The following is a 22,074-nucleotide window of genomic DNA, read 5'->3' as shown; positions in this document are numbered from 1 at the left end:
GCTCGCAGCGAACCGACGACGGGAGTGGCGATGAGCGAGCGGATCGAGGGTCACGGCGGCGAACTCGCCCTCGCGGCGTTGCGCGCGGCGGGTGTCGAGGAGATGTTCACGCTGTCGGGCGGCCACGTCTTCCCGCTCTACGACGCGGCGCACAAGAGCGGTTTCCCGATCTACGACGTGCGCCACGAGCAGTCCGCGGTGTTCGCCGCCGAGGCCGTCGCCAAGCTGCGCCGCCGCCCTGGCCTCGCGGTGTTGACCGCCGGACCCGGTGTCACCAACGGCATCTCGGGTCTGACCAGCGCCTACTTCAACGCCTCGCCGGTGATGGTGATCGGCGGCCGGGCACCGGCGATGCGCTGGGGATCCGGCAGCCTCCAGGAGCTCGACCACGTGCCGCTGGTCGCCCCGGTCACCAAGCACGCGTCGACGGTCTTCGCCACCAGCGAGATCCCGGGCGCGATCCGCACGGCGCTCGGCGCCGCCCTGACCCCGCACCGCGGCCCGGTGTTCCTCGATATTCCGCTGGAGATCGTCTTCTCGCACGACGAGGCCGACGCGCCCGGGGCGCCCGACGTCGCCGTGATCGAGCCGGACCCGGACGAGGTCGCCCGGGCCGCCCAACTCATCGCCGAGGCGCAGCACCCGGTCATCATCGCGGGCTCCGATGTGTACGCCTCCAACGCCGTCGCCGCGCTGCGGGAGGCGGCCGAGACGCTGCGCGTACCGGTGATCGCCAACGGGATGGGCCGTGGCGCGCTGCCGCCGACCCATCCGCTCGCGTTCGCCAAGGCCCGCCGCGCCGCGCTGCGCGGCGCCGACGTGGTCGTCGTGATCGGCACCCCGCTCGACTTCCGGCTCAGCTTCGGCGACTTCGGCTCCGCCCAGGTCGTGCACATCGTCGACGCGCCGAGCCAGCGCGCGACCCACGTGCAGCCGGTCGTCTCCCCCGCCGGCGACCTGCGGCTGATCCTCTCGGCGCTGGCCGACTACACCGGCGTCCGCGCCGACCACGAGGACTGGATCGCCACCCTGCGCACCGCGGAGGACGCCGGCAAGGCCCGCGACGCGCAGGAGATGGCCGCCGACACCGACCCGATCAAGCCCGCCCGGGTGTACGGCGAACTGCGCCGCGTGCTCGCCCCGGACGCGGTGACCATCGGTGACGGCGGCGACTTCGTCTCGTACGCCGGCCGCTATCTGGAGCCCTCGGTGCCGGGAAGCTGGCTCGACCCGGGCCCGTACGGCTGCCTCGGCACCGGCATGGGCTACGCGATGGGCGCCCGCGTCACCTACCCCGACCGGCAGATCTGCGTGCTGATGGGCGACGGCGCCGCCGGCTTCTCCCTGATGGACGTCGAGTCCCTGGTCCGCCAGCAGCTTCCGGTCGTCATCGTGGTCGGCAACAACGGCATCTGGGGCCTGGAGAAGCACCCCATGCAGGCGATGTACGGCTACGACGTGGCCGCCGACCTGCAGCCCGGCCTGCGCTACGACGACGTGGTCCGGGCGATGGGTGGCGCCGGCGAGACGGTCAGCAAGGCAGCCGACCTCCCTGAGGCGCTGGAGCGAGCCTTCTCGGCCGGCGTGCCTTACCTCGTCAACGTGCTCACCGACCCGGCCGACGCCTATCCCCGCTCGTCGAACCTGGCCTGACCTGCCGGGGTGGCCCCGGCAGGTAAGAATGGTCGGCATGGCCTTGCCCATCCCGACGCCGGGTGACCTCATCGGTCTGACCCGCACCGCCGTCACCGTGCCCCTCCGTGCGCTGCGCGTCATCGACGACATCGAAGCGCTGGTCAAGCGAGTCGGCCGGATCGCCGACCGGGCCGACGCGTTCCTGGACCGGGTCGACGGCCTGGCCGACCGGGCCAGCGCGCTGATCGACGGCGTCGACGCCGCGGTCACCGACGCCGAGTCCGTGCTCGAGCGCGCCCGTGCGGTCAGCACGGCCGCGACCACACAGGTCGAGAAGGTGACCCGGGTGGTCACCGCCGCCGCGATCCTGGTCGCGGAGACCCAGCGGCTGACGGAGGCGGCGGGCACGGCCGTGACCGACGCGCGCGCCGTCATCGGCGAGGCGGAGACGGTCGCGGTCAAGGCCAACGGCCTGGTCGACAAGGCCGAGCTCACGGCCGGCACGGCCGACGAGCTGCTCGGTATCTACGCGCCCGCGCTGCGCCGGGGCGCGCCGATGGCGCACCGGTTCGTCGAGCAGCTCTCCGACGAAGAGGTCGACGCGGCGATCAAGCTGATCGACGAGCTGCCCCGGTTCACGAAGCACATGGACGAGGACATCCTGCCGATCCTGGCCACCCTCGACCGGGTCGGTCCCGACATCCACGAGCTGCTGGACGTCACCCGCGAGCTGCGGCTCGCCGTCAAGGGCATCCCCGGCCTGCGCATGCTCACGAAGCGCGGTCAGGACCTCGACTGACCGACCACAACTCGTCGATCTCGGCGCGGGTAGGCAGCGCGGTCGAGGCACCCAGCTTGCGGGCGCAGGCGGCGCCGGCCGCGCAGGCCCAGCCGACCGCCTCGACGAGCTCGCGGCCCTCGGCCCAGGCCACTGCCAGCGCCCCGGTGAACGCGTCGCCGGCGGCCGTCGAGTCGACCGTCTCCACCCGTACGCCGGGGACCTGAACCGAGGCGCCCTCCCGGTCGACGTACCAGGCACCCTGCGCACCCAGCGTCAACACCACCCTGGGCACCGACGCGAGCAGCGGCTCGGGCCGGCTCTCCCCGCTGATCGCGACCGCCTCGGTCTCGTTGACCACCAGCAGGTCCACCGCGTCGAGCAGCTCGGCCGGCAGGGCCCGGGCCGGCGCCGCGTTGAGCACGACCCGGGTGCCGGCCGACCGCGCGGCGAGCGCGGCGGCGGTGACCGTCTCCACCGGGATCTCCAACTGCGCGAGCATGACGGCGGCCTCGGCGATCGCGGCCCGCTCCCGCTCGTCGAGGTCGGTGAAGCTGCCGTTGGCGCCGGGCGAGACCACGATGGTGTTCTCACCGGCCGCGTCGACGGTGATCAGCGCGACCCCCGACGCGCCGTAGACCACCCGCAACAGTCCGGTGTCGACACCGGCGGCGTCGATCCGGGCCTTGAGCGTGACCCCGAACGCGTCGGATCCGATCGCGCCGAGCAGCCTGGTGGCGGCGCCCGCGCGTACCGCCGCGATCGCCTGGTTGGCGCCCTTGCCACCGGCCACCGTGACGAACTCGCCGCCCAGCACGGTCTCACCCGGTCGTGGCAGCACCGCCGCCTTGGCGACCAGATCCATGTTGGTGCTTCCGACGACCACGACCCGGGCCTGATCCATAGTCGGCGAGTTTAGGGCTCTTCTGGCAGGCTGCTCCCCATGGACAATCCACCGATCGGGGTCATGTTCCGCTGCGACAGCCCGCCGGAGAACCTCCCCGCGTACGCACAGCTCGCCGAACGCCTCGGCTACGACGAGCTGTGGGTGGTCGAGGACTGCTTCTTCACCGGTGCGGTGTCGGCGGCCGCTGTGGCCGCGGCGAGCACCGAGTCGCTGAAGATCGGCATCGGCATCCTGCCCGCGGCGTTCCGCAACCCCGCGCTCGCCGCGATGGAGCTGTCCAACCTGAGCCGGCTGTTCCCGGGCCGGATCCTGCCGGGCTTCGGGCATGGCGTGCCCGACTGGGTCCGTCAGGTCGGCGCGCACCACCCGTCGCCGCTGGCCGTGCTCGAGGAGACCATCGCCGCCGTCCGCGCCCTGCTGCACGGCGAGACGGTCACCGCGCACGGCCGCCACGTCGACCTCGACGGGGTGAAGCTGGCGTTCCCGCCGGCCGAACCGCCGCTGATCTCGGCCGGCGTGCGCAACGAGAAGTCGCTGCGGCTCGCCGGGCGCGTCGCCGACGGCACGATCCTGGCCGAGGGTGCGGCGCCCGCCTACATCGCCTGGGCGCGAGCGCGGATCGACGAGGGCCGCACCGAGGCCGGGCGCACCGATCCGCACCGGGTCACCGTCTACGCCCACCTCGACTTCGACGACGCGCCGCGCAGTGCGCGCTCCGAGCTCGCGGCGCAGTTCAGCTCGCCGGTGCAGCCCTCGGACCCGGCCGACGCCGACGTGCTGGCCGGCCTGGTGTCCGACGCGAAGGGTGACCTCGAGGCACTCGCCGCCGCGCTGCCCGACGAGATCGTCGACCGGTACGCGGTCGTCGGCGACGCCGACAGTTGCGGCAAAGCCGTCTCCCGGCTCGCGGCGGCCGGCGCCGACGCCGTCGTCTTCGTGCCGCCGCGCGACGCGGACCTGTCCGTGGCACACCTGACCCTGGCCGCCGAGGCGTTGTTGGGTGGGTGAGCATGTGCTCCCGGTCGCCGGGCCGCGGGGCGCACCTGCCGCCCGGTGGGCTGCGTGATTTGATGACCGCGTGCCGACCAACATGATCGACGACGCGGTGCTCTCCTTCGACGGGATCGGCGTCACGCGCAACCGCAACAAGCTGCTGCGCGACGTCGCGTGGACCGTCTACCCGGACGAGCGCTGGGTGGTGCTCGGCCCCAACGGCGCCGGCAAGACCACCCTGCTGTCGATCGCGGCCGGCCAGCTTCACCCGACCACCGGCAGTGCCGTCGTGCTCGGCGAGAAGATCGGTCGCACCGACGTCTGGGAGCTGCGCACCCGGATCGGCATCACCACGGCCAAGCTCGCCGAGCGGGTGCCGGGCGAGGAGCGGGTGCTCGACGTGGTGGTCACCGCCGCCTGGTCGGTGGTCGGTCGCTGGCGCGAGCAGTACGACCCGCTGGACGAGGCCCGCGCCCGCACGCTGCTCGACCAGCTCGGCGTCGCCTCGTTGGCCGACCGGACGTACGGCACCCTCTCGGAAGGTGAGCGCAAGCGGGTACAGATCGCCCGCGCGCTGATGACGGACCCAGAGCTGCTGCTCCTGGACGAACCCGCCGCCGGTCTGGACCTCGGCGGTCGCGAAGACCTACTCAAGCGCCTCACCGCCCTCGCCGACGACCCGGTCGCGCCGGCGTTGGTGCTGGTCACGCACCACGTCGAGGAGATTCCGCCCGGTTTCACCCACGCCATGCTGCTGCGTGGCGGCGCGATCGTCGCGCAGGGCCCGGTCGAGCGGACGATCACCGCGGAACATCTCTCGAACACCTTCGGCCAGCCGCTGGTCGTCGCGCGGAACGCCGGCCGCTACACCGCACGGGCCGCATAAGTACCCACCCGTAACGGACTCTCAGACAACGTACAGGAAGCCGCGCTAAGCCTGAGAGATCCGTCACGCGGGGGGCAGCGATGGTGTTGACACGAGTGCTTCTGGTGGCCCTTGTGGCCAGTGTCTTTGGAAACTCCGGCCGGCGCCAGGTGCCCGCGTCGGGGTCCGCGCGCGGTTCCGGGCAGGGCCCCCCGCCCGGGGCCGCGCCACCGGAGAACGCACCGCCTCCCCCGCCCGCGTTCACCCAGTGGCCGATGCTGTCGGTGGCGGGCGATGATCCGTCCACCGTCAACACATCGGAGTGGACACTCTGGGACGAGCCCGTCCGGGTCTCGGTGACCGAGGCCGGCAAGCTCGATCGCGCGGCCGAGCTGGTCGGTGGCGAGCTGGACGCGATCGACGTCGCCGCGAGCCGGCTGCGGCCCGACTCCGAGCTCGCCTCGGCCGGCGACGGCAGCGAGGTCAGCCCGTTGCTGGCCGAGCTCGTCGCGGTGGCCCTGTCCGCCGCCCGGGAGACCGACGGCGACGTCGACCCGACGGTCGGCGCGATGCTCGGCAGCCTCGGCTACGACCCGGACTTCGGCGCCCTGGTGGCGACCCGTCCCACCCGGCACGTCCAGGTCGGTCAGCTCGCCGTCTATCGCCCACCGACCTGGGAAGAGGTGCGCCTCGACGACCGGCGGCTGACCATCCCGGAGGGCGTCACGCTCGACCTGTCCGACACGATGCGGGCGCGCGCGGTCGACCGCTGCGCCGCGCTCGTCGCCGCGACGCTCGACACCGGTGTGCTGGTCTCGGTCGGCGGCGACGTCGCGACCGCGGGTCCGGCACCGCGGGCCGGCTGGCCGTTGCTGGTTCGCGACGGCCCGGTCGACCCGGCCGCCCGGGTGTCGCTGCCCGGCGGCGCGGCCGTGTCCACGGCGAGCAGCCATCACCGGCACTGGGACACCGCCGAGGAGTTGCTCCACCAGATCATCGACCCGGAGACCGGCCATGCCGCCCGGCCCGTCTGGCGCACCGCGAGCGTGGCCGCGTTCTCCGCGCTGCGCGCGACCGCGGTCGCCAACGCCAGCCTGGCCCGCGGTGTCGTGGCACCGTCCTGGCTGGAGGCGCTCGCCGCACCGGCCCGCCTGGTCGGCAACGACCGTTCGCTGCGCTTCTTCGGCACGTGGCCGACCGCCGCCGACACCTGACAGGCGAAGCAAGGGACCCTTGTTAACGCATTCCGCATAGGAAGGGTCCCTTGCTAACCAGACGCGGGGTAGCCCAGCACCCGGGTCGCATGTGACGATCGGCGCCGTGTCTGTCTCGCGGCGTGTGTTGTTGACCGGTGGCCTGGCCGCCGCGGTTGGTGCGGCCACCGGCGCCTGCGCCGATCCGGGATCCCGTTGGTTGGCAGGCCAGGGTGACCCGGCCGCACCTGGTGCCGGAGCCGGCGCCGGACGGCCGGCGGTGCCCTCGCCCCGGCCCGCCGGGTCCGCGGTCATCAAACAGCAACCGCCCGCCAAGTTGGCCGAGACCCTGCGCCGCTACCTCGCGCCGAGCCGCGAGAATCCGAAGCACCCGACGTACGCCGGCGCGGTCGCGCTGGTCAGCGTCGCCGGCAAGGTGATCAGTCAGGTCGCGGTGGGTGACGCGCTGCGCTACCGCGCCGGCCCGGTCGAGTTGCCGAAGGCCCAGCGGGTCGCGATGCGCACCGACTCGATCTTCGACCTCGCCTCGCTCACGAAGGTCTGCACCTCGATCCTGCTGCTGCGGCAGGTCGACCAGGGCACCGTCGACCTCGCCGCGCCGGTCGCCTCGTACCTGCCCGGTTTCACCGGCGCGGGCAAGGGCGCGGTGACCGTCCAGATGCTGCTCACCCACACCAGCGGGCTGCCGGTCGGCGCCACGGTGACCGGGCTGTCGTCCGAGGCCGCGCGGCGCGCCGCGGTGCTGGCTACGCCGCTGGTCAAGGGCGCGGTCCCGGGCAACACGTTCCGCTACTCCAGCGTCGGTCTGATGGTCGCCGCGCTCCTCGTCGAGGAGGTCACCGGCCAACGCCTCGACGTCGTGCTGAAGAACGACCTGACCGGCCCGCTCGGCCTGCGCGACACCGGGTTCAAGCCGCTGACCTGGCTGAGCAAGGACGCCCAGGCGAAGCGCCTGGCGGCCACCGACGCCCGCACCTCGCGCGGGCTGCTGCGCGGCACGGTGCACGACGACGTCGCCAACATCATGGGCGGGGTCGCCGGCTCGGCCGGGGTGTTCAGCACCGCGGCCGACGTCGCTGTCATCGGTGAGCTGCTGCTCAACGGCGGCACGTACAAGGGCGAGCGGATCCTCTCCGCGGCGACCGTCAAGCGGATGCTGACCAACGCCAACAAGGGCAAGCCCGCGGTCGACCCGGAGCGGCCGCACCGCACCGCGGACCACGGCCTGGGTGTGGTGCTCAACCAGCCGTGGTTCATGGGCAAGTTGGCCGGGCCGCGCACGTTCGGACACACCGGATTCACGGGCACCTCGTTGGTCGTCAACCCCGACCGGCGGCTGGTCTTCGTGCTGCTCACCAACCGGGCACATCCCAACTGGAGCTGGGCCGACCCGGATCCCGCCCGGGTGGCGGCGGCGAACACGATATGAGCCCGTGGGCCGGCCCCGCGGCGGTGGTCGCGGTGCTGGCCGCGGCCGTGCTGCACGCGACCTGGAACGCGGTGGTCAAGGGCAGCGGCGACCAGATCGGCATCATGGCCCGCTCCAGCCTGGTCGGCGCGGCGGCGAGCCTGGTCGCGGTGTGGTTCATCGAACCGCCGGCCCGGGCCTCCTGGGGATTTCTGATCGCCTCGGTGGTGATCCACGTCTTCTACAACCTCGGCCTGCTGGCCGCGTACCGGCTCGGTGACTTCAACCAGACGTACCCCCTGGCCCGTGGTCTTGGTCCGGTGGTGGTGGCGGTGTTCGCGGCGCTGGTGCTGCACGAGCCGCTCGCACCGTTGCCGGCGGTCGGCGTGCTGGTCATCGCGGCCTCGATCGGCGTGCTCGGGCTGACACCCTGGCGTCGCGTCAGGGCCAACCGCCCGGCCGTGCTGGCCGCGGTCTTCACCGGTCTGACCATCGCGAGCTACACCGTGGTCGACGGCGTCGGCGTGCGCCGCAGCGAGGGCGCCGCCGGCTACACCCTGTGGCTGTGCGGTCTGGAGTTCGCGGCGACGGCGCTGCTCGCGCTCGCCCTGCGCAAGCGCGTCAAGAGCCCGATCCTGGCTGCCGGCGCCCGTGCCTGGCTGGGTGCGGCCGCCGTCACCGTCATGGCCACTGCGGCCTACGGCCTGGTGCTGTGGGCACAGACCCGCGGTGCGCTGGCCGCGGTCGCCGCGCTGCGCGAGAGCAGCGTGGTGGTCGCGGCCGTGATCGGCGTGATCGCTTTCAAAGAGCCCATGGGCCGGGTACGCGTCGCGGCCAGCGTCGCCGTGGCTCTTGGCGTCGCCATGCTCGCTCTGCCAGCGACTTGACGTGGCGCGTTAACAAGGGTCCCTTCCTATGCGGAAAGCGATAAGAAGGGACCCTTGCTTCACTCGCCGAACTTGCTGAGGCGGCCCGTGCGCCGGGCGTGCCGCAACGCGTGTGCCACGAAGGCCAGCGCCCCCGCGACGAGGAGCAGGTCGAGCAGCCCGGCCATCGCGACGCCCGACCAGTCGATGCCGTGTCCGTCGAGCACGCCGCGCAGGCCCTCGAAGACGTAGCTGGCCGGGACGGCATGCGCGATCGCCTGCGCCACCGGTGGCAGCACCCCGACCGGGTAGAACACGGCCGCGAACGGCTGGAACGCGGCCGAGAGCACCCAGGCGACCGACTGCGTGCTCTCGCCGAACCGGATCACCACCGCGATCGAGACGACGCCCAGCCCCCAGCCCATCACGACGAGCAGCGTCACGAAGGGCACCAGCGCCGGCCCGATCGTGGCGATGCCGAAGCCGTAGAGCAGCAGGGCCAGCCCGGACATGACGGCCGTGCTGAGGGCGATCAGGCCCGCACCGAAGATGACGTGACCGGTCAGGAACTCGGCCAGCGAGGTCGGGCTGACGAACACGTTGAGCAGGTTGCGGCTCCACACGTCGTGCAGGAACATCGCGGCGAGCTCGCCCTGGGCGCGGCCGACCACCTGCCACAGCAGCACGGCGCCGAGCAGCATCGACACCGCGATCGGCACGTTGTTGGCGCGCAGGAACACCGAGACGAAGCCCCAGATCACCAACTCCAGCACCGGCCAGAAGAAGATCTCCAGCAGGCGGCCGCCGTTGCCGCGCAGGGCGTAGAAGTCGCGCTTCACAATGCCCACCACCCGGCTCCGACGGGCGGCGGCGGTGGTCACGTCGTAGACGATGGCGCACCTCCCCTGGCCACTCGCAAGAACACCGCTTCCAGGTCGTCGACCCCGTACGCGCCGGCCAACTCGACCGCGCTGCCGGTGGCGACGATCCGGCCGCCCGACACGAAGTGCACCCGGTCGCACATCCGCTCCACCTCGCGCATGTTGTGCGAGGTGATCAGCATCGCCCGCCCGGACGTCACGGCCTGCTCGACCAGCAGCCCCCGGATCCGGTCGGCCGCGTCCGGGTCGAGGTTGGCGGTCGGCTCGTCGAGCACCAGCAGCCCCGGGTCGTTGAGCAGGGCCTTGGCCAACAGCACCCGGGTCTGCTGGCCGGACGACAGGCGCGAGAACTGCTGCCGCCGCAGCGGACCGAGGTCGAGCATCTCCACCATCTCGGCGACTCGCGCGGCCGGCCGGCGCAGTCCGTAGAGGTGCGCGTAGACGTCGAGGATCTCGCCGACCCGCAGCACGGCCGGCAGGTGCAGGTAGCTCGCCGCGAAGTTGGCCCGGGCCAACGCCCGCGACCGGTCGCGCGCCATGTCGTGGCCGAACATCTCGACCGTGCCCGAGTCGGGCCTGGTCAGGCCGAGCACCATGTGCAGGGTGGTGGTCTTGCCCGCGCCGTTGGGCCCCAGCAGGCCGACGACCTCGCCGGCGCCGACGGTGAAGCTGACACCGTCGACGGCCACGACGGAGCCGAACCGCTTGCACAGAGCGGTGACCGTCAATACGTCCATGCTGTCGATGGTCGGCCGCGACCGCCACGCTCAGCAAAGCATTTACTGACGCAGCGTGCGGATCAGCCCCAGCACGTCGCGGGTCACCGGACGCAGAACCCGCAGGCGGGAGAGCCCGACCAGACGGTCGATCAGCGGCACGACGCCGTTGATCAGCGCGCGGGTTTTCGTCTGATCGGCGGAACGGTCATAGACCCAGTAGAGGATGACTCCCATGTACGCCAGCCAGAGCAGCTCCGGCAACTCGTCGCGGAGCTCGGGGTCCACTTTGGCCGTCGAGCCCGTCAGCGCCTCACGGAACAGCGCGATGGACGCCTCCCGGGTCGGCGACGACTCGGCCGAGAAGGGGCTCAGCGGTGAGGTCGGCTCGGCGGCGGTCTTGAAGAAGGTGGCCGCGAACTCGTGGGAGGGCGTCATGGTGTCGACGCCGGCGTGCAGCACGCCGCGCAGCCGTTCGGCGAAGTCGGTCTCGGTCGCCAGCACGCGCGCGGCCCGGCCGCGATGCTCGACCAGCGTCTCCGCGTAGAACTCCTGGATCAGGTGTTCCTTGGAACCGAAGTAGTAGTAGGCGTTGCCGACCGCGACGCCCGCCTCCTTGGCGACCGCGCGCATCGTGGTCTGCGCGTAGCCACGCTCGCGGAACAGGCGCAGCGCGGTGTCCAGGATGAGCTTGCGGGTCTGCTCACCGCGGGCCGTGACCGGCTCGGCGCCCGCGGCCTCCCCGCGGGCGGTCACCGGCTCGGCGCCGGCGGCGCCACCGACCCCCGTTTGCTCGGCGGCACCGCCGGCGTCGGCGGGTGGCGGAACGGATCGGTCGGTCATTTTTCTCACCGTACCGACTCGACTCCGCCGTGTCGAACACGTTCAACTTCCGAGTGCGACTCATCGTACGCGAGAGTTGAACGTGTTCAATCAGCGCAGCCCGAGCACCGCCGCTGCCGCCCGCCCGTTGGCGTGGCTGGCACCGAAGGTCGTCACGAACGCGCGCACCCCCGCCGGCCGCCAGCTCGACGGCCAGCCCATCTCCACCACGGTGACCGGGTGACGCGCCGCCAGTGCCTCGATCAGCTCCGTCGCGTTGGCCAGCCGGTGCGCGTGCCGGGCGACCACCACGATCGGCCGGCCACCCGCCCGTGCCAGCAGCTCGTCCGCGCCCGTCGTGGCGGCCACGGTCCGGATCTGCTCCACGCCGTTGACGTGCCCGGCCAGGCCCCACGGGACCCGACCCTCGGCGATGGTCGAGGTCGCGGCCAGCTCGATCACCAGCGGCTCGGCGCCGACCAGCGGGTCGCCCTCGACCCGCACCGCGCGGCGGGCGGCGTCGTAGCCGAGGCTCTCCGGCGTGGGCTCCGTCGGTGCGGTCGGTGCCGTCCAGGCGGCCAGGGCCGCCGTCCGCTCGGCCGCCTCCTCGACCCGGGCCGCGTCGAGCCGGCCGTCCTGGATCGCGGCGACGATCTCGGCGGCGGTCTCCTCGACCAGCGGGGCGTCGATGTCGGCACCGATGCACAGCAGGTCGGCACCGGCGGCCAGGGCGAGCGGCGCGGCCTGCGCGGTGCCACCGGCGACCACCGCCGCGCCCTTCATCTCCAGCGCGTCGGTGATCAGCGCGCCGGTGAAGCCGAGCTCACCGCGCAGCAGGTCGTGCAGGGCCGCCCGGCTGAACGTGGCCGGCGCGTCGCCGGTCAGCTCGGGCACCCGGATGTGTGCGGTCATCACGGTCTGCGTGCCGGCCGCCACCGCCGCCGCGAACGGCGGAAGGTCGCGCTCGCGCAGCACGGCCAACGGAACGTCCACCGTGGGCAGTTCGAGGTGCGAGTCGGCGACGGTCGCGCCGTGCCCCGGGAAGTGCTTGGCACAGGCGGCGACCCGGGTCTCCTGGAGACCCTCGACCGCGGCCGCGGTGTGCGCGGCGACCAGCGCGGTGTCGGCGCCGAACGACCGGGTGCCGATGATCGGGTTGTCGTCGGCGGTGTTGACGTCGACGGTCGGCGCGAGGTCGACGGTCACGCCGACGGCGGCGAGCTCCGCGCCGATCGCCCGGTAGACCGCGCGGGTCACCTCGACGTCGTCGAGCGCACCGAGCGCGGCATTGCCGGGGTACGGGCTGCCGGTGCGGTGCGCGAGCCGGGTGACGTCGCCACCCTCCTCGTCGATCGCCACGATCACGTTGGGGTTCGCGGCGCGCAGCGCGGCCGTGCAGGCGGCCACCTGATCGCGGTCGACGATGTTGAACCCGAAGAGCGTGTAGCCGGCCAGTCCGTCGGCGGCGAGGTCGAGCGCCCAGGGCGGCGGAGTCGTGCCGGGGAAGGCAGCGAGCAGCGTACGTAGCGCTAACCGGCGCAGAGCGGGATCAATCGCCATCGGTACTCACCCTCTTGTGACTCGCTGCTGCCGGGTCGTGTGATCGTCGCACCATTCGCTTCCCAGTACGCTACGCCTACTCGTAAGGCGACTAATGTATTAGTAAAGATTCCTTATTGCTAGAGGATGTCGCATGGGGTCGACCCGCCTGCCCGGTACCCCGCGCCTGTTGCGCGCGCTGAACGACCGCGCCGCACTGGAGCTTTTGCTCACGCGTGGCCCGCTCACCCGGGCCCAACTCGGTGAGCTCACCGGCCTGTCCAAGGTGACCGCCTCGCAGCTCGTCGAGCGGTTGGAAGAGCGCGGCCTGGTCACCCGGGTCGGCGAACAGGCCGGCGGCCGCGGCCCCAACGCGCAGCTCTATGCCGTCCGGCCGAGCAGCGCGTACGTGGTCGGCGTCGACGTCTCCGCCGACCGGGTCGTCGCGGCCTGCGCCGACATCACCGGCAAGACCATCGGCCAGGTCGAGATGTCCACCAAGGACACCGACGACCCGGTGGGTGTCGTGCACGAGGCGGTCATGCAGGCGGCCAGCGACGCGCACGCCCCGCTGGCCAGCGTGCGGCGGGTAGTGCTGGGCACGCCGGGTCTGGTCGACCCGGGCTCCGGCGACATCACCTTCGCGTTCAACCTGCCCCGCTGGCACCGCGGCCTGCTCGCCGCGCTCCGCGAGGACCTGCACACCCCGGTCGTCTTCGAGAACGACACCAACCTGGCCGCCTGCGCCGAGGCCGAGTTCGGCGCGGCCGCCGGCGTCGACGACTTCGTGCTGGTCTGGGCGGGGGTCGGCGTCGGTCTCGCGATCGTGCTCGGCGGCCGGCTGCACCACGGCAGCAGCGGCGCGGCCGGCGAGATCGGCTACCTGCCGGTGCCGGGCGTCGCGGTCAACCGCGACCAGTCACGCCGTTCCCAGCCGCCGTTCGGCCAGCTCGCCGGCGCCGCGGCGCTCCGCGCGGTGGCCCGCGAGCACGGCTTCCGCGGCGGCTCGGCGGCCGACGCGATCCGCGCGACCATCGCGGCGGGCACCGAGGGCGGGCCGGCCCTCGACGAGATCGCCCGGCGGCTGGCACTCGGTGTGGCCAGCACCTGTGTGGTGCTCGACCCGCCGCTGGTGGTGCTGGCCGGCGAGGTCGGCCAGGCCGGTGGCACCGCCCTGGCCGAGCGGGTGCAGCACGAGGTGGCCGCGATCACGCTGGTCTCGCCGAAGGTCGTGGTCACCCAGGTCGACGAGGAGCCGGTGCTGCGGGGCGCGCTGCTGACGGCCCTGGACGCCGTCCGCGACGACGTCTTCGGCTCGACCACCTCGTAGGTATCGACCTTCCGGGTTATCGACCTTCCGGCCCGAACACCCCGTAGCCGACCCAGCCCAGGTCGGGGAAGCCGGCCGCCTCGGCGACCTTCGAGGACGCGAGGTTCTCCGGGTCGTGCAGGTAGGTCGGCACCGCACCTTCGTCCAGGATCCGGCGCGCCGCCTGGGCGACCAGCCGGCGCGCCAGCCCCTGGCCGCGGGCGGCGGTTTCGGTGCCCACCGCGAGCTCGTTGCCGTACTGGTCGTGCCGCTTGATCCCGACGCCGGCCAGGTAGCGGCCCGCCTCGTCGCGGGCGATCAGCACCTCGCCGCCGAACGGGCGCAGCCACCCCGGCACCACCGGGTCGTCGACGGGCACCCACTCCCCCGCGTCGGGCAGCGGCGTCGGCGCGGTCGTCCAGCGGAAGACGGCGCCGGAGGCACGCCAACCGTCGTAGCCGACCGCGCCCGGAAGCTTGTCGAGCAGGTCCGGCATCGGCAGGTCGGCCAGTGCCCGGACGGTCTCGACCCGCTGCGGCGGCACCGACAGCAGCACGCCCTCGGGCGCGCCGATGCCGACCGCCGGACGGATGGCGCCGTCCCAGGCCGGGCGCAGCCGTCTCTCGAAGCCGACGACCTGTAGCGCCTGCTTGGTGGGCCATTGGCCCAACCAGGTCACCAGATGGTGGTAGAGGCGCGTGTCGAGCACCCGGGACCTCCAGGTCAGTGGAAGCGTCGTAGCCGAAGGCTGTTGGATACCACGAACACCGACGAGAGTGCCATGGCGGCACCCGCGATCATCGGATTGAGTAGTCCCGCCGCGGCCAACGGTAGCGCGCCGACGTTGTAGGCCAGGGCCCAGAACAGGTTTCCCTTGATGACCCGCAGCGTGCGCCGGGACAGCCGGATCGCGTCGCCGGCGGCGATCAGGTCGTCGCGGACCAGCGTCAGGTCGGCGGCCTCGATCGCCGCGTCCGTGCCCGCGCCCATCGCCAGCCCGAGGTCGGCCTGGGCCAGCGCGGCCGCGTCGTTGACGCCGTCGCCGACCATGGCGACCACGCGGCCCTCGTCCTGGAGCCGCTTGACCGTGTCGACCTTGTCGGCCGGCAGCACCTCGGCGATCACCTCGGTGATCCCGACCGCCTTTGCCACCTCCTGGGCGGCGGCGGTGTTGTCGCCGGTCAGCAGCACCGGCCGCAGGCCGAGCCGGCGTAGCTCCGCGACCGCGTCCCGGCTGCTGGGCCGGATCTCGTCGGCGAGCACGAGGCGGCCGCGTACGCGCTGATCGATCGCGACGGTGACCACCGTGTGCCCGGTCAGGTTCTCGGTGGCTTCAGTGCCGGTGAACTCGGCCCGGCCCACCAGCACCTCGTGCCCCTCGACGATGCCGCGAACCCCACGGCCGGGCGTCGAGCGGAAGTCGGTGACCGGCGGCAGTGCTTTTGGTCCGGCGGCGACGATGGCGCGGCCGATCGGGTGCTCGGAGCCGGCCTCGACCGCGGCGGCGTACCGGAGGAGCTCTTCGGGCCCGTCCGTCTCGACCACCGCGAGCTTGCCTGTCGTCACCGTGCCGGTCTTGTCGAGCACGATGGTGTCGACAGTGCGGGTCGACTCCAGCACCTCCGGCCCCTTGATCAGGATGCCGCGCTGCGCACCGCGCCCGGTGCCCACGAGCAGGGCCGTCGGCGTGGCCAGCCCGAGAGCGCACGGGCAGGCGATGATCAGCACCGCGATGCCGGCGGTGAACGCGGCGGCCAGGCCGCCGCCGGTGCCCCACCAGTAGCCGAACGTGCCGGCGGCGAGCACCAGGACGATCGGGACGAACACCCCGGAGATCCGGTCGGCCAGCCGCTGGACCTCGGCCTTGCCGCTCTGCGCCTGACTGACCAGCCGGGCGATGTGCGCGAGTTGGGTCTCGGCCCCGACCTTGGTCGCGGTGACGACGAGACGCCCGTCGGCGTTGACGGTGCCGCCCGCGACCGGGTCGCCAGGTGTCACCTCGATCGGCACGGACTCGCCGGTGAGCAGGCTCTGGTCGACGGCGGAGGCGCCTTCGTCGACCACGCCGTCGGTGGCGATCTTCTCGCCGGGCCGCACGACGAAGCGGTCGCCCTTGCGAAGCTCCGCGACCGGTCTGGTCACCTCCTGGCCGTCCGCTCTCAGGATGGTGACCTCTTTGGCGCCGAGGTCGGCGAGGGCCTTGAGCGCGGCACCGGCGCGACGCTTGGCCCGCGCCTCGAAATAGCGGCCGGCCAGCACGAACACGGTCACACCGGCGGCGACCTCGAGGTAGATCGAGTCGGTGCCGGCGCCGCGTTCGAGGGTGAGCTCGAACCCGTGCCGGACCCCTGGCTCGCCGGCCATGCCGAAGAACAGGGCCCAGAGGGACCAACCGAGCGCGGCCAGGGTGCCGATCGAGATCAAGGTGTCCATGGTCGCGGCGCCGTGCCGCAGGTTGACCCAGGCGGCCCGGTGGAAGGCGGCGCCACCCCAGACCACGACGGGCGCGGCCAGGGTGAGCGAGAGCCACTGCCAGTAGGTGAACTGCCAGGCGGGGACCATCGCCAGGATGATCACGGGTACGGCGAGCAGGGCGGAAACCACGACCTTGTCGCGAAGCTCCCGGGTCTCGTCGCGCGCCTCGTCGTTGGTCGTGGTGGCGGCCTCGAACGGCGAGGGAGCCGGCTCAGCGGTGTAACCGGTCTTCTTGACGGTCTCGATCAGATCGTCAACGGAGACGGTGCTGGGAGCGGACACGGTCGCGGTCTCGGTGGCGTAGTTGACGGATGCCGTGACCCCGGTGAGCCGGTTGAGCTTCTTCTCGATCCGGCTGGCACAGGACGCGCAGGTCATCCCCCCGATCGCCAACTCGATCCGGTTCTCCACCACGCCGCCCACCTTACCCCCGGGAGGTATCCCCATGCCCCGAGAGTACCCCTGGGGGGTATGAAGTCAAGCAAGAGGTGGTCCCGGCGATCCCTGAGAAAGTTAAGCGAAACGGGCTAAAGGGGGAACAACGGGCGGCGGCGACCGCCGGGAAGGCGGTCGCCGCGGCCGGCTATCAGTTCGCGGAGGACTGGCGGACCAACTGGCGGATCTGGCGTAACAGGACCGACAGGGCGGCCAGGTCCGCGTTCGACTCGCCGAACTCGTTGATCGCGCGTTCGGCCCGACCAACCGCCGTGGCGTTGGCTGCCTCCCAGGCTTCCACCCGTTCCTCGACCGGCGATCCGTCCGGTGTGGACTGGAGGATGCCTGCCGTCAGCGCGGCCAGGGCCGCGTAGAGGTCGTAGCGCAGCGCCATCCGGGCCAGGGTCTGCCAGCGGTCCTCGCGTGGCAGCAGCGAGATCTTCGACAGCAGTGCGTCGACCCGCAGCCGGTCGCTCAGGACGAAATACACCTGTGCCACGTCGCCCGGGGCGCGGGCGGTGACCCGGGCCGTCTCGACCACGTCGATCAGGCCGAAGCCGTACATCACCCGGGCTATCGCCGTTGCCAGGCTCGCCGGCATGCCGCGCGCCTCGACCTCTTCCATGTGCGACAGCAGCGACTCGCGCTCGGCACCCACGAACCTCGTGTCGAGCTCGCCGAGCAGGTCCGACACCGCCGCGAAGCGGGCGATCTCGCCCGTCACGTCCAGCGGCGAGCGGCGGTTGGTGACCAGCCAGCGGACCGCACGGTCGAGCAACCGGCGCAGCTCCAGGTAGACCTTCGTCTGCGCGACCGTCGGCACCGAGTTGTCCAGTGCCTCCACCGACTCCCAGATCCGGCGCAGGCCGTAGATCTCCCTGGCCACCACGAACGCCCGGATGACGTCGGCGGCCGATGCTCCGGTCTCCTCCATCGCGCGGTAGACGAAGGACGTGCCGCCGCGGTTGACGACCTCGTTGACCAGCGACGTGGTGACGATCTCGCGGCGCAGGCGGTGGCTGGCCATCCGGTCCGCGTACGCGGCGCGCAGCGGGGTCGGGAAGTAGTCCGCCAGCACCTCGAAGGTCCACTGCTCGTCGACCAGCGGGTCCGCGAGCACCTGGTTTTCGAGGTCGATCTTCACGTACGCGAGCAGCACCGCGAACTCCGGCGCGGTCAGGCCGCCGGGGCGCGTCGCCAGCTCCTCGTCGGTGGGCAGGCCCTCCAAAGAACGGTCGAGCAGCCCCGAGCGTTCCATGTCGGTGATCAGCCGGCGGTGCACCGGCAGCAGCGACTCGGCCTGGACGATCGCGGTACCGAGCGCGGTGGCCTGGCTGTAGTTGTCGCGCAGCACGAGGTCGGCGACCTCGTCGGTCATCTCGGCCAGCAGCGCGTCGCGGTCGGGCACGGTCAGTTCGCCGTCGGCTACCGCGCCGCCCAGCAGGATCTTGATGTTGACCTCGTGGTCGGAGCAGTCGACGCCGGCGCTGTTGTCGATGAAGTCCGTGTAGACCCGGCCGCCGCGCACCGCGTACTCGATGCGGCCGAGTTGGGTCAGGCCCAAGTTGCCGCCCTCGCCCACGACCCGCGCGCGCACCTGCTTGCCGTTGACCCGGATCGCGTCGTTGGACTTGTCGCCGACCTCGGCGTGCGTCTCCGACGTGGCCTTGACGTACGTGCCGATGCCGCCGTTCCACAGCAGGTCGACCGGCGCCTGCAGGATCGCCTTCTGCAGGTCCGACGGAGACATGGCGGTGACCTCCTCGCCCAGCCCCAGCGCGTCCCGGACCTGCGGGGAGATCGGGATCGACTTGAGGGTACGAGCGAAGATCCCGCCACCGGACGAGATCAGCGAAGCGTCGTAGTCGGCCCACGACGAGCGCGGCAGGTCGAACAGCCGGCGCCGCTCGGCGAACGACGAGGAAGCGACCGGGGACGGATCCAGGAAGATGTGCCGGTGGTCGAACGCGGCCACCAGCCGGATGTGCGGCGAGAGCAGCATCCCGTTGCCGAACACGTCGCCGGACATGTCGCCGACGCCGACCACGGTGAAGTCGGTGGTCTGGATGTCGGTGCCCAGGTCGCGGAAGTGCCGCTTGACCGACTCCCACGCACCGCGGGCGGTGATGCCCATCTTCTTGTGGTCGTAGCCGGCCGAGCCGCCCGACGCGAACGCGTCACCCAGCCAGAACCCGTGCGCCACCGAGATCGCGTTGGCGAGGTCGGAGAACGTCGCCGTGCCCTTGTCCGCGGCCACCACCAGGTAGGGGTCGTCGCCGTCATGGCGTACGACATCCGTGGGGTGCTTGATGTCGCCACCGACGATGTTGTCCGTGACGTCCAGCAGCGCGGTGATGAACAGCTTGTAGCAGATGACCGCCTCGTCACGGTCGCCCGGCTTCTGCTTGAGAACGAAGCCGCCCTTGGCGCCCACCGGCACGATCACGGCGTTCTTCACCATCTGCGCCTTGACCAGCCCGAGCACCTCGGTGCGGAAGTCCTCACGCCGGTCGGACCAGCGCAGCCCGCCCCGAGCGACCGGCCCGAACCGCAGGTGCACACCCTCGAACCGAGGCGAGTACACGAAGATCTCGAAACGAGGCCGCGGCGCCGGCAGGTCCGGCACCGCCTGCGGGTCGAGCTTGAACGCCACGTACGACTTCGGTCGTCCGTCGCTGCCCCGCTGGAAGAAGCTGGTGCGCAGGGTCGCCTGGATCAGCGTCAGGTAGGACCGCAGGATCCGGTCCTGGTCGAGGCTGTTCACGTCGTCGAGGCGCTTGCCGATCTCGTCGACCAGCGTCGCCGCGCGCTCGGCACGCTCGGGCTCGTCCAGCGCCAGCCGAGGAGAGAAGCGCACCTCGAACAGCTCGACGAGCCGGGTCGCGATCTCCGGGTACGCGACGAAGGTCGACTCCATGTAGTCCTGCGAGAAGACCGTGCCCGCCTGGCGCAGGTACTTCGCGTACGCCCGCAGGATCACCGCCTGCCGCCAGGTCAGCCCGGCCAGCAGGACGAGCTGGTTGAAGCCGTCGACCTCGGCCTCACCGCGCCAGGCCGCCGCGAAAGCGTTCTCCACATGGGGCCGGACCGCGGTCGGCAGCGTCTGGCCGTCGGGCAGCTCCAGGCCGAAGTCGTAGAGGTAGACGGTGCCGTCGGCCCGCTCGACCTCGTACGGCCGCTCGTCGGCGACCCGCACGCCCAGCGAGTGCAGCACCGGCAGCACGGCGGAGAGCACCATCGGCTCGCCGTACCGGAAGACCTTGAACCGCACGTCGAGGTCGTCGCGGTTCTTCCGGAACAGGTGCATCTCGAGCTGGCCGGGCTCTTCCAGCAGCTCCAGCTTGGCCAGGTCCTTGAACGCCTCGTACGGGCTGTTCTCCTCCTTGTAGCCGTCCGGGAACGCGCCCGCGTACCGCGCGAAGAGCTGTTTGCCCTGCTCGTCGCCGAGTTTGCGGCCGAGCATCAGGTTGAAGTCGTCGTCCCAGAGCCGGGTGGCGTCCGCCAGTTCCTCGGCCAGCGCGTCGATGTCGACGACGCCGGGCGGGTTGGTCGGGTCGGTCCGCACGACCACGTGCACCCGGGCCAGCAGCGACTCGGTGACCCGGGTCGTGTAGTCCAGCCCGACGCCGTTGAACCGGCGCAGCAGGATCTCCTGCATGCGCAGCCGGTTGTGCGTGGTGAACCGGTCGCGGGGCAGGTAGATCAGGCACGAGATGAACCGGCCGTAGCCGTCGCGGCGGACGAACACCCGGAGCTGGCGCCGCCCGGCCATCCGCAGCACGCCGATCACCGCGCGGTAGAGGTCATCGGTCTTGATCTGGAAGAGCTCGTCGCGCGGGTACGTCTCCAGGATCTGGAGCAGATCCTTGCCGGAGTGGCTGCGCGGCGAGAGCCCGGAGCGGTCGAACACCTCGGCGACCTTGCGGCGCACCACCGGCAGCTCGCGCACGCTGGTGCGGTAGGCGGCGCTGGAGAACAGGCCGAGGAACCGGCGCTCGCCGATCACCTCACCCTTGTCGTCGAAGACCTTGAAACCGATGTAGTCGAGGTACGCGGAGCGCTGCACCGTGGCCCGGGAGTTGGCCTTGGTGATGATCAGCAGCCGCTTCTCCAGCACCTTGGCCCGCGCCTCGGGCGGCAGAGCACTCAAGGCCAGCGGGGTGGTCTGGTCCTGGCGCAGGATGCCGAGCCCGGTGCCCATTTGGGCGGCGAGGAGCTGCTCGCCGCCGTCGCCCGGCACCAGCCGGTACTCCCGGTAGCCGAGGAACGTGAAGTGCTCGTGGGCCAGCCAGCGGAGCAGCTCGACCGAGTCGGTGATGTCCTTCTCCGGCACCGGCGGGCGGGAGTCGGTGGTGCGGGTGGCGGACAGCTCGTCGGCCATCGCGAGGGCCTTCTGCCGCATCTTGGGCCAGTCCTCGACCGCCTCGCGTACGTCGGTCAGCACCCGCACGAGCTCGCGTTCGAGCTGTTCACGCTCGGAGGCGTGCCGGATCGCGTCGATCTCGACGCGCATCCAGCTCTCCACGATGTCGCCGTCGATGGCGTCGTCGGGCTCGACCTCGGCGGCCACCTCGACCAGCTTGCCCATCGGCTCGCGGCGGACCACGACCAGCGGGTGCACGAGCAGGTGGACGTCCAGGTGCCGGCCGGTGAGCAGGGCGGTGACCGAGCCGACCAGGAACGGCATGTCGTCGATGACGATCTCGATCACGGTGTGTGGCAGGTCGGCTACCGGGTCGGTGATCCGCAGCTTGAGCTGCCCCGGCATCCGCTGTTCGGCCAGGTCGCGGTGGCTTTCGACGGCGTCGGCCATCTCCTGCGCGGTGCAGCCGACCAGCTCCTCGTCGGGAGCGAACCGCCAGAATCGGGCCACCAGGGCCGCTTCCGGACTGCCCGGGCCGGCCAGTGTGACCGCCTCGGCGACCAGCCGCTCGGCGTTGGGCACCGGCTCGTCGAGCTCGCTCTCGTCACCGTCGTCGGCGGTCGCGGTCGCGGTGGCCGTGCCGGCTCCGACAGGCGCGACGACATCGGCGTCGTCGTCTAGCGCGGTGTCGTACTCCTCGGTCAGGTCCGGCCGGTCTAGGCGGCGCGCACCGCCGCGGGTCCGTGCCGTGCTCTGCGACGTACGCGTGGGACGCCGGTCCATCGGTGCCACTCCCCTCGAAACCCACCACGTTGTGGGGCCCAATCCCGTCAGCGTACGGCGGTCCCGGTAAAGGTTCCGCGTCGGA

General features: G+C 71.9%; 16 protein-coding genes. 8 read left to right on the top strand and 8 right to left on the bottom strand.

The features are described 5' to 3' along the window. The first annotated feature begins 30 nt into the window (after positions 1-30). Both BLV39_RS18545 and BLV39_RS18540 read left to right on the top strand, forming a co-directional pair. Positions 31-1,653 carry an acetolactate synthase gene (locus tag BLV39_RS18545; protein WP_090793816.1) on the top strand — a complete coding sequence of 541 codons (1,623 nt, stop codon included), beginning with the start codon at positions 31-33 and terminating at the stop codon, positions 1,651-1,653. 37 nt (positions 1,654-1,690) lie between these two features. Next, positions 1,691-2,434, top strand: coding sequence for a hypothetical protein (locus BLV39_RS18540; protein WP_090793813.1), 744 nt, complete (start codon positions 1,691-1,693; stop codon positions 2,432-2,434). On the opposite strand, the gene BLV39_RS18535 is transcribed toward BLV39_RS18540, so the two are convergent. Further along, complete coding sequence (locus BLV39_RS18535) at positions 2,406-3,317, bottom strand: ribokinase (RefSeq protein WP_090793810.1); 912 nt, start codon at positions 3,315-3,317, stop codon at positions 2,406-2,408. The two genes, BLV39_RS18540 and BLV39_RS18535, sit on opposite strands and share 29 nt — an antisense overlap. Positions 3,318-3,356: 39 nt before the next feature. Between BLV39_RS18535 and BLV39_RS18530 the strand changes: the two genes are divergently transcribed. The 5 genes from BLV39_RS18530 to BLV39_RS18510 all read left to right on the top strand — a co-directional run bounded on the left by BLV39_RS18530 (position 3,357) and on the right by BLV39_RS18510 (position 8,687). Then, positions 3,357-4,328 (top strand): LLM class flavin-dependent oxidoreductase, encoded by a 972-nt coding sequence (locus tag BLV39_RS18530; RefSeq protein WP_090793807.1) that lies wholly within the window; start codon positions 3,357-3,359, stop codon positions 4,326-4,328. Between the two features lie 82 nt (positions 4,329-4,410). Further along, positions 4,411-5,199 (top strand): ABC transporter ATP-binding protein, encoded by a 789-nt coding sequence (locus BLV39_RS18525; RefSeq protein ID WP_090797506.1) that lies wholly within the window; start codon positions 4,411-4,413, stop codon positions 5,197-5,199. 254 nt (positions 5,200-5,453) lie between these two features. Continuing rightward, positions 5,454-6,392: an FAD:protein FMN transferase gene (locus BLV39_RS18520; RefSeq protein WP_176984969.1), complete on the top strand. Its 939-nt coding sequence runs from the start codon at positions 5,454-5,456 to the stop codon at positions 6,390-6,392. 106 nt (positions 6,393-6,498) lie between these two features. Then, positions 6,499-7,821, top strand: a complete 1,323-nt coding sequence (locus tag BLV39_RS18515; protein WP_090797504.1) for a serine hydrolase domain-containing protein — start codon at positions 6,499-6,501, stop codon at positions 7,819-7,821. Continuing rightward, a complete protein-coding gene (locus BLV39_RS18510; RefSeq protein ID WP_090793804.1) occupies positions 7,818-8,687 on the top strand; it encodes an EamA family transporter in 870 nt (289 codons plus the stop codon). The genes BLV39_RS18515 and BLV39_RS18510 overlap by 4 nt, the downstream gene beginning before the upstream one ends. A gap of 59 nt (positions 8,688-8,746) precedes the next feature. On the opposite strand, the gene BLV39_RS18505 is transcribed toward BLV39_RS18510, so the two are convergent. The 4 genes from BLV39_RS18505 to BLV39_RS18490 all read right to left on the bottom strand — a co-directional run bounded on the left by BLV39_RS18505 (position 8,747) and on the right by BLV39_RS18490 (position 12,645). After that, positions 8,747-9,547, bottom strand: a complete 801-nt coding sequence (locus tag BLV39_RS18505) for an ABC transporter permease (protein ID WP_176984968.1) — start codon at positions 9,545-9,547, stop codon at positions 8,747-8,749. After that, complete coding sequence (locus BLV39_RS18500) at positions 9,544-10,284, bottom strand: ABC transporter ATP-binding protein (RefSeq protein WP_090793798.1); 741 nt, start codon at positions 10,282-10,284, stop codon at positions 9,544-9,546. The genes BLV39_RS18505 and BLV39_RS18500 overlap by 4 nt, the downstream gene beginning before the upstream one ends. A 42-nt stretch (positions 10,285-10,326) precedes the next feature. Further along, positions 10,327-11,106, bottom strand: coding sequence for a TetR family transcriptional regulator (locus tag BLV39_RS18495; RefSeq protein WP_090793795.1), 780 nt, complete (start codon positions 11,104-11,106; stop codon positions 10,327-10,329). A gap of 90 nt (positions 11,107-11,196) precedes the next feature. After that, positions 11,197-12,645: a glycoside hydrolase family 3 N-terminal domain-containing protein gene (locus tag BLV39_RS18490; RefSeq protein WP_090793793.1), complete on the bottom strand. Its 1,449-nt coding sequence runs from the start codon at positions 12,643-12,645 to the stop codon at positions 11,197-11,199. A gap of 133 nt (positions 12,646-12,778) precedes the next feature. Here BLV39_RS18490 and BLV39_RS18485 point away from each other — a divergent pair, with 133 nt between their 5' ends. Further along, entirely contained in the window at positions 12,779-13,954 is a 1,176-nt protein-coding gene (locus BLV39_RS18485) for an ROK family transcriptional regulator (protein ID WP_090793790.1), read from the top strand. 16 nt (positions 13,955-13,970) lie between these two features. Here BLV39_RS18485 and BLV39_RS18480 read toward each other — a convergent pair whose 3' ends face one another. The 3 genes from BLV39_RS18480 to BLV39_RS18470 form a co-directional block, all read right to left on the bottom strand. Continuing rightward, the gene (locus tag BLV39_RS18480; RefSeq protein ID WP_090793788.1) at positions 13,971-14,642 is read right to left on the bottom strand and encodes a GNAT family N-acetyltransferase; all 672 of its coding nucleotides are present in this window, start codon (positions 14,640-14,642) and stop codon (positions 13,971-13,973) included. Positions 14,643-14,656: 14 nt separating this feature from the next. Then, positions 14,657-16,786 carry a heavy metal translocating P-type ATPase gene (locus BLV39_RS18475; RefSeq protein ID WP_239083856.1) on the bottom strand — a complete coding sequence of 710 codons (2,130 nt, stop codon included), beginning with the start codon at positions 16,784-16,786 and terminating at the stop codon, positions 14,657-14,659. Positions 16,787-16,994: 208 nt separating this feature from the next. Then, on the bottom strand, positions 16,995-21,989 hold the full coding sequence (locus BLV39_RS18470) for an NAD-glutamate dehydrogenase (protein WP_090793783.1): 4,995 nt from the start codon (positions 21,987-21,989) through the stop codon (positions 16,995-16,997). Positions 21,990-22,074: the final 85 nt, after the last annotated feature.

It is taken from the genome of Asanoa ishikariensis, from assembly GCF_900107455.1.
In the GTDB taxonomy this organism is placed as follows: Bacteria; Actinomycetota; Actinomycetes; order Mycobacteriales; family Micromonosporaceae; genus Asanoa; species Asanoa ishikariensis.
This window is presented reverse-complemented; position numbering and strand designations above follow the sequence as displayed.

Bases quoted from the DNA above. Each gene is read 5' to 3' on its own strand.
- BLV39_RS18545 (WP_090793816.1), top strand. From the start codon at position 31: ATGAGCGAGCGGATCGAGGGTCACGGCGGCGAACTCGCCCTCGCGGCG.
- BLV39_RS18540 (WP_090793813.1), top strand. From the start codon at position 1,691: ATGGCCTTGCCCATCCCGACGCCGGGTGACCTCATCGGTCTGACCCGC.
- BLV39_RS18535 (WP_090793810.1), bottom strand. From the start codon at position 3,317: ATGGATCAGGCCCGGGTCGTGGTCGTCGGAAGCACCAACATGGATCTG.
- BLV39_RS18530 (WP_090793807.1), top strand. From the start codon at position 3,357: ATGGACAATCCACCGATCGGGGTCATGTTCCGCTGCGACAGCCCGCCG.
- BLV39_RS18525 (WP_090797506.1), top strand. From the start codon at position 4,411: ATGATCGACGACGCGGTGCTCTCCTTCGACGGGATCGGCGTCACGCGC.
- BLV39_RS18520 (WP_176984969.1), top strand. From the start codon at position 5,454: ATGCTGTCGGTGGCGGGCGATGATCCGTCCACCGTCAACACATCGGAG.
- BLV39_RS18510 (WP_090793804.1), top strand. From the start codon at position 7,818: ATGAGCCCGTGGGCCGGCCCCGCGGCGGTGGTCGCGGTGCTGGCCGCG.
- BLV39_RS18500 (WP_090793798.1), bottom strand. From the start codon at position 10,284: ATGGACGTATTGACGGTCACCGCTCTGTGCAAGCGGTTCGGCTCCGTC.
- BLV39_RS18495 (WP_090793795.1), bottom strand. From the start codon at position 11,106: ATGACCGACCGATCCGTTCCGCCACCCGCCGACGCCGGCGGTGCCGCC.
- BLV39_RS18490 (WP_090793793.1), bottom strand. From the start codon at position 12,645: ATGGCGATTGATCCCGCTCTGCGCCGGTTAGCGCTACGTACGCTGCTC.
- BLV39_RS18485 (WP_090793790.1), top strand. From the start codon at position 12,779: ATGGGGTCGACCCGCCTGCCCGGTACCCCGCGCCTGTTGCGCGCGCTG.
- BLV39_RS18475 (WP_239083856.1), bottom strand. From the start codon at position 16,786: ATGACCTGCGCGTCCTGTGCCAGCCGGATCGAGAAGAAGCTCAACCGG.
- BLV39_RS18470 (WP_090793783.1), bottom strand. From the start codon at position 21,989: ATGGACCGGCGTCCCACGCGTACGTCGCAGAGCACGGCACGGACCCGC.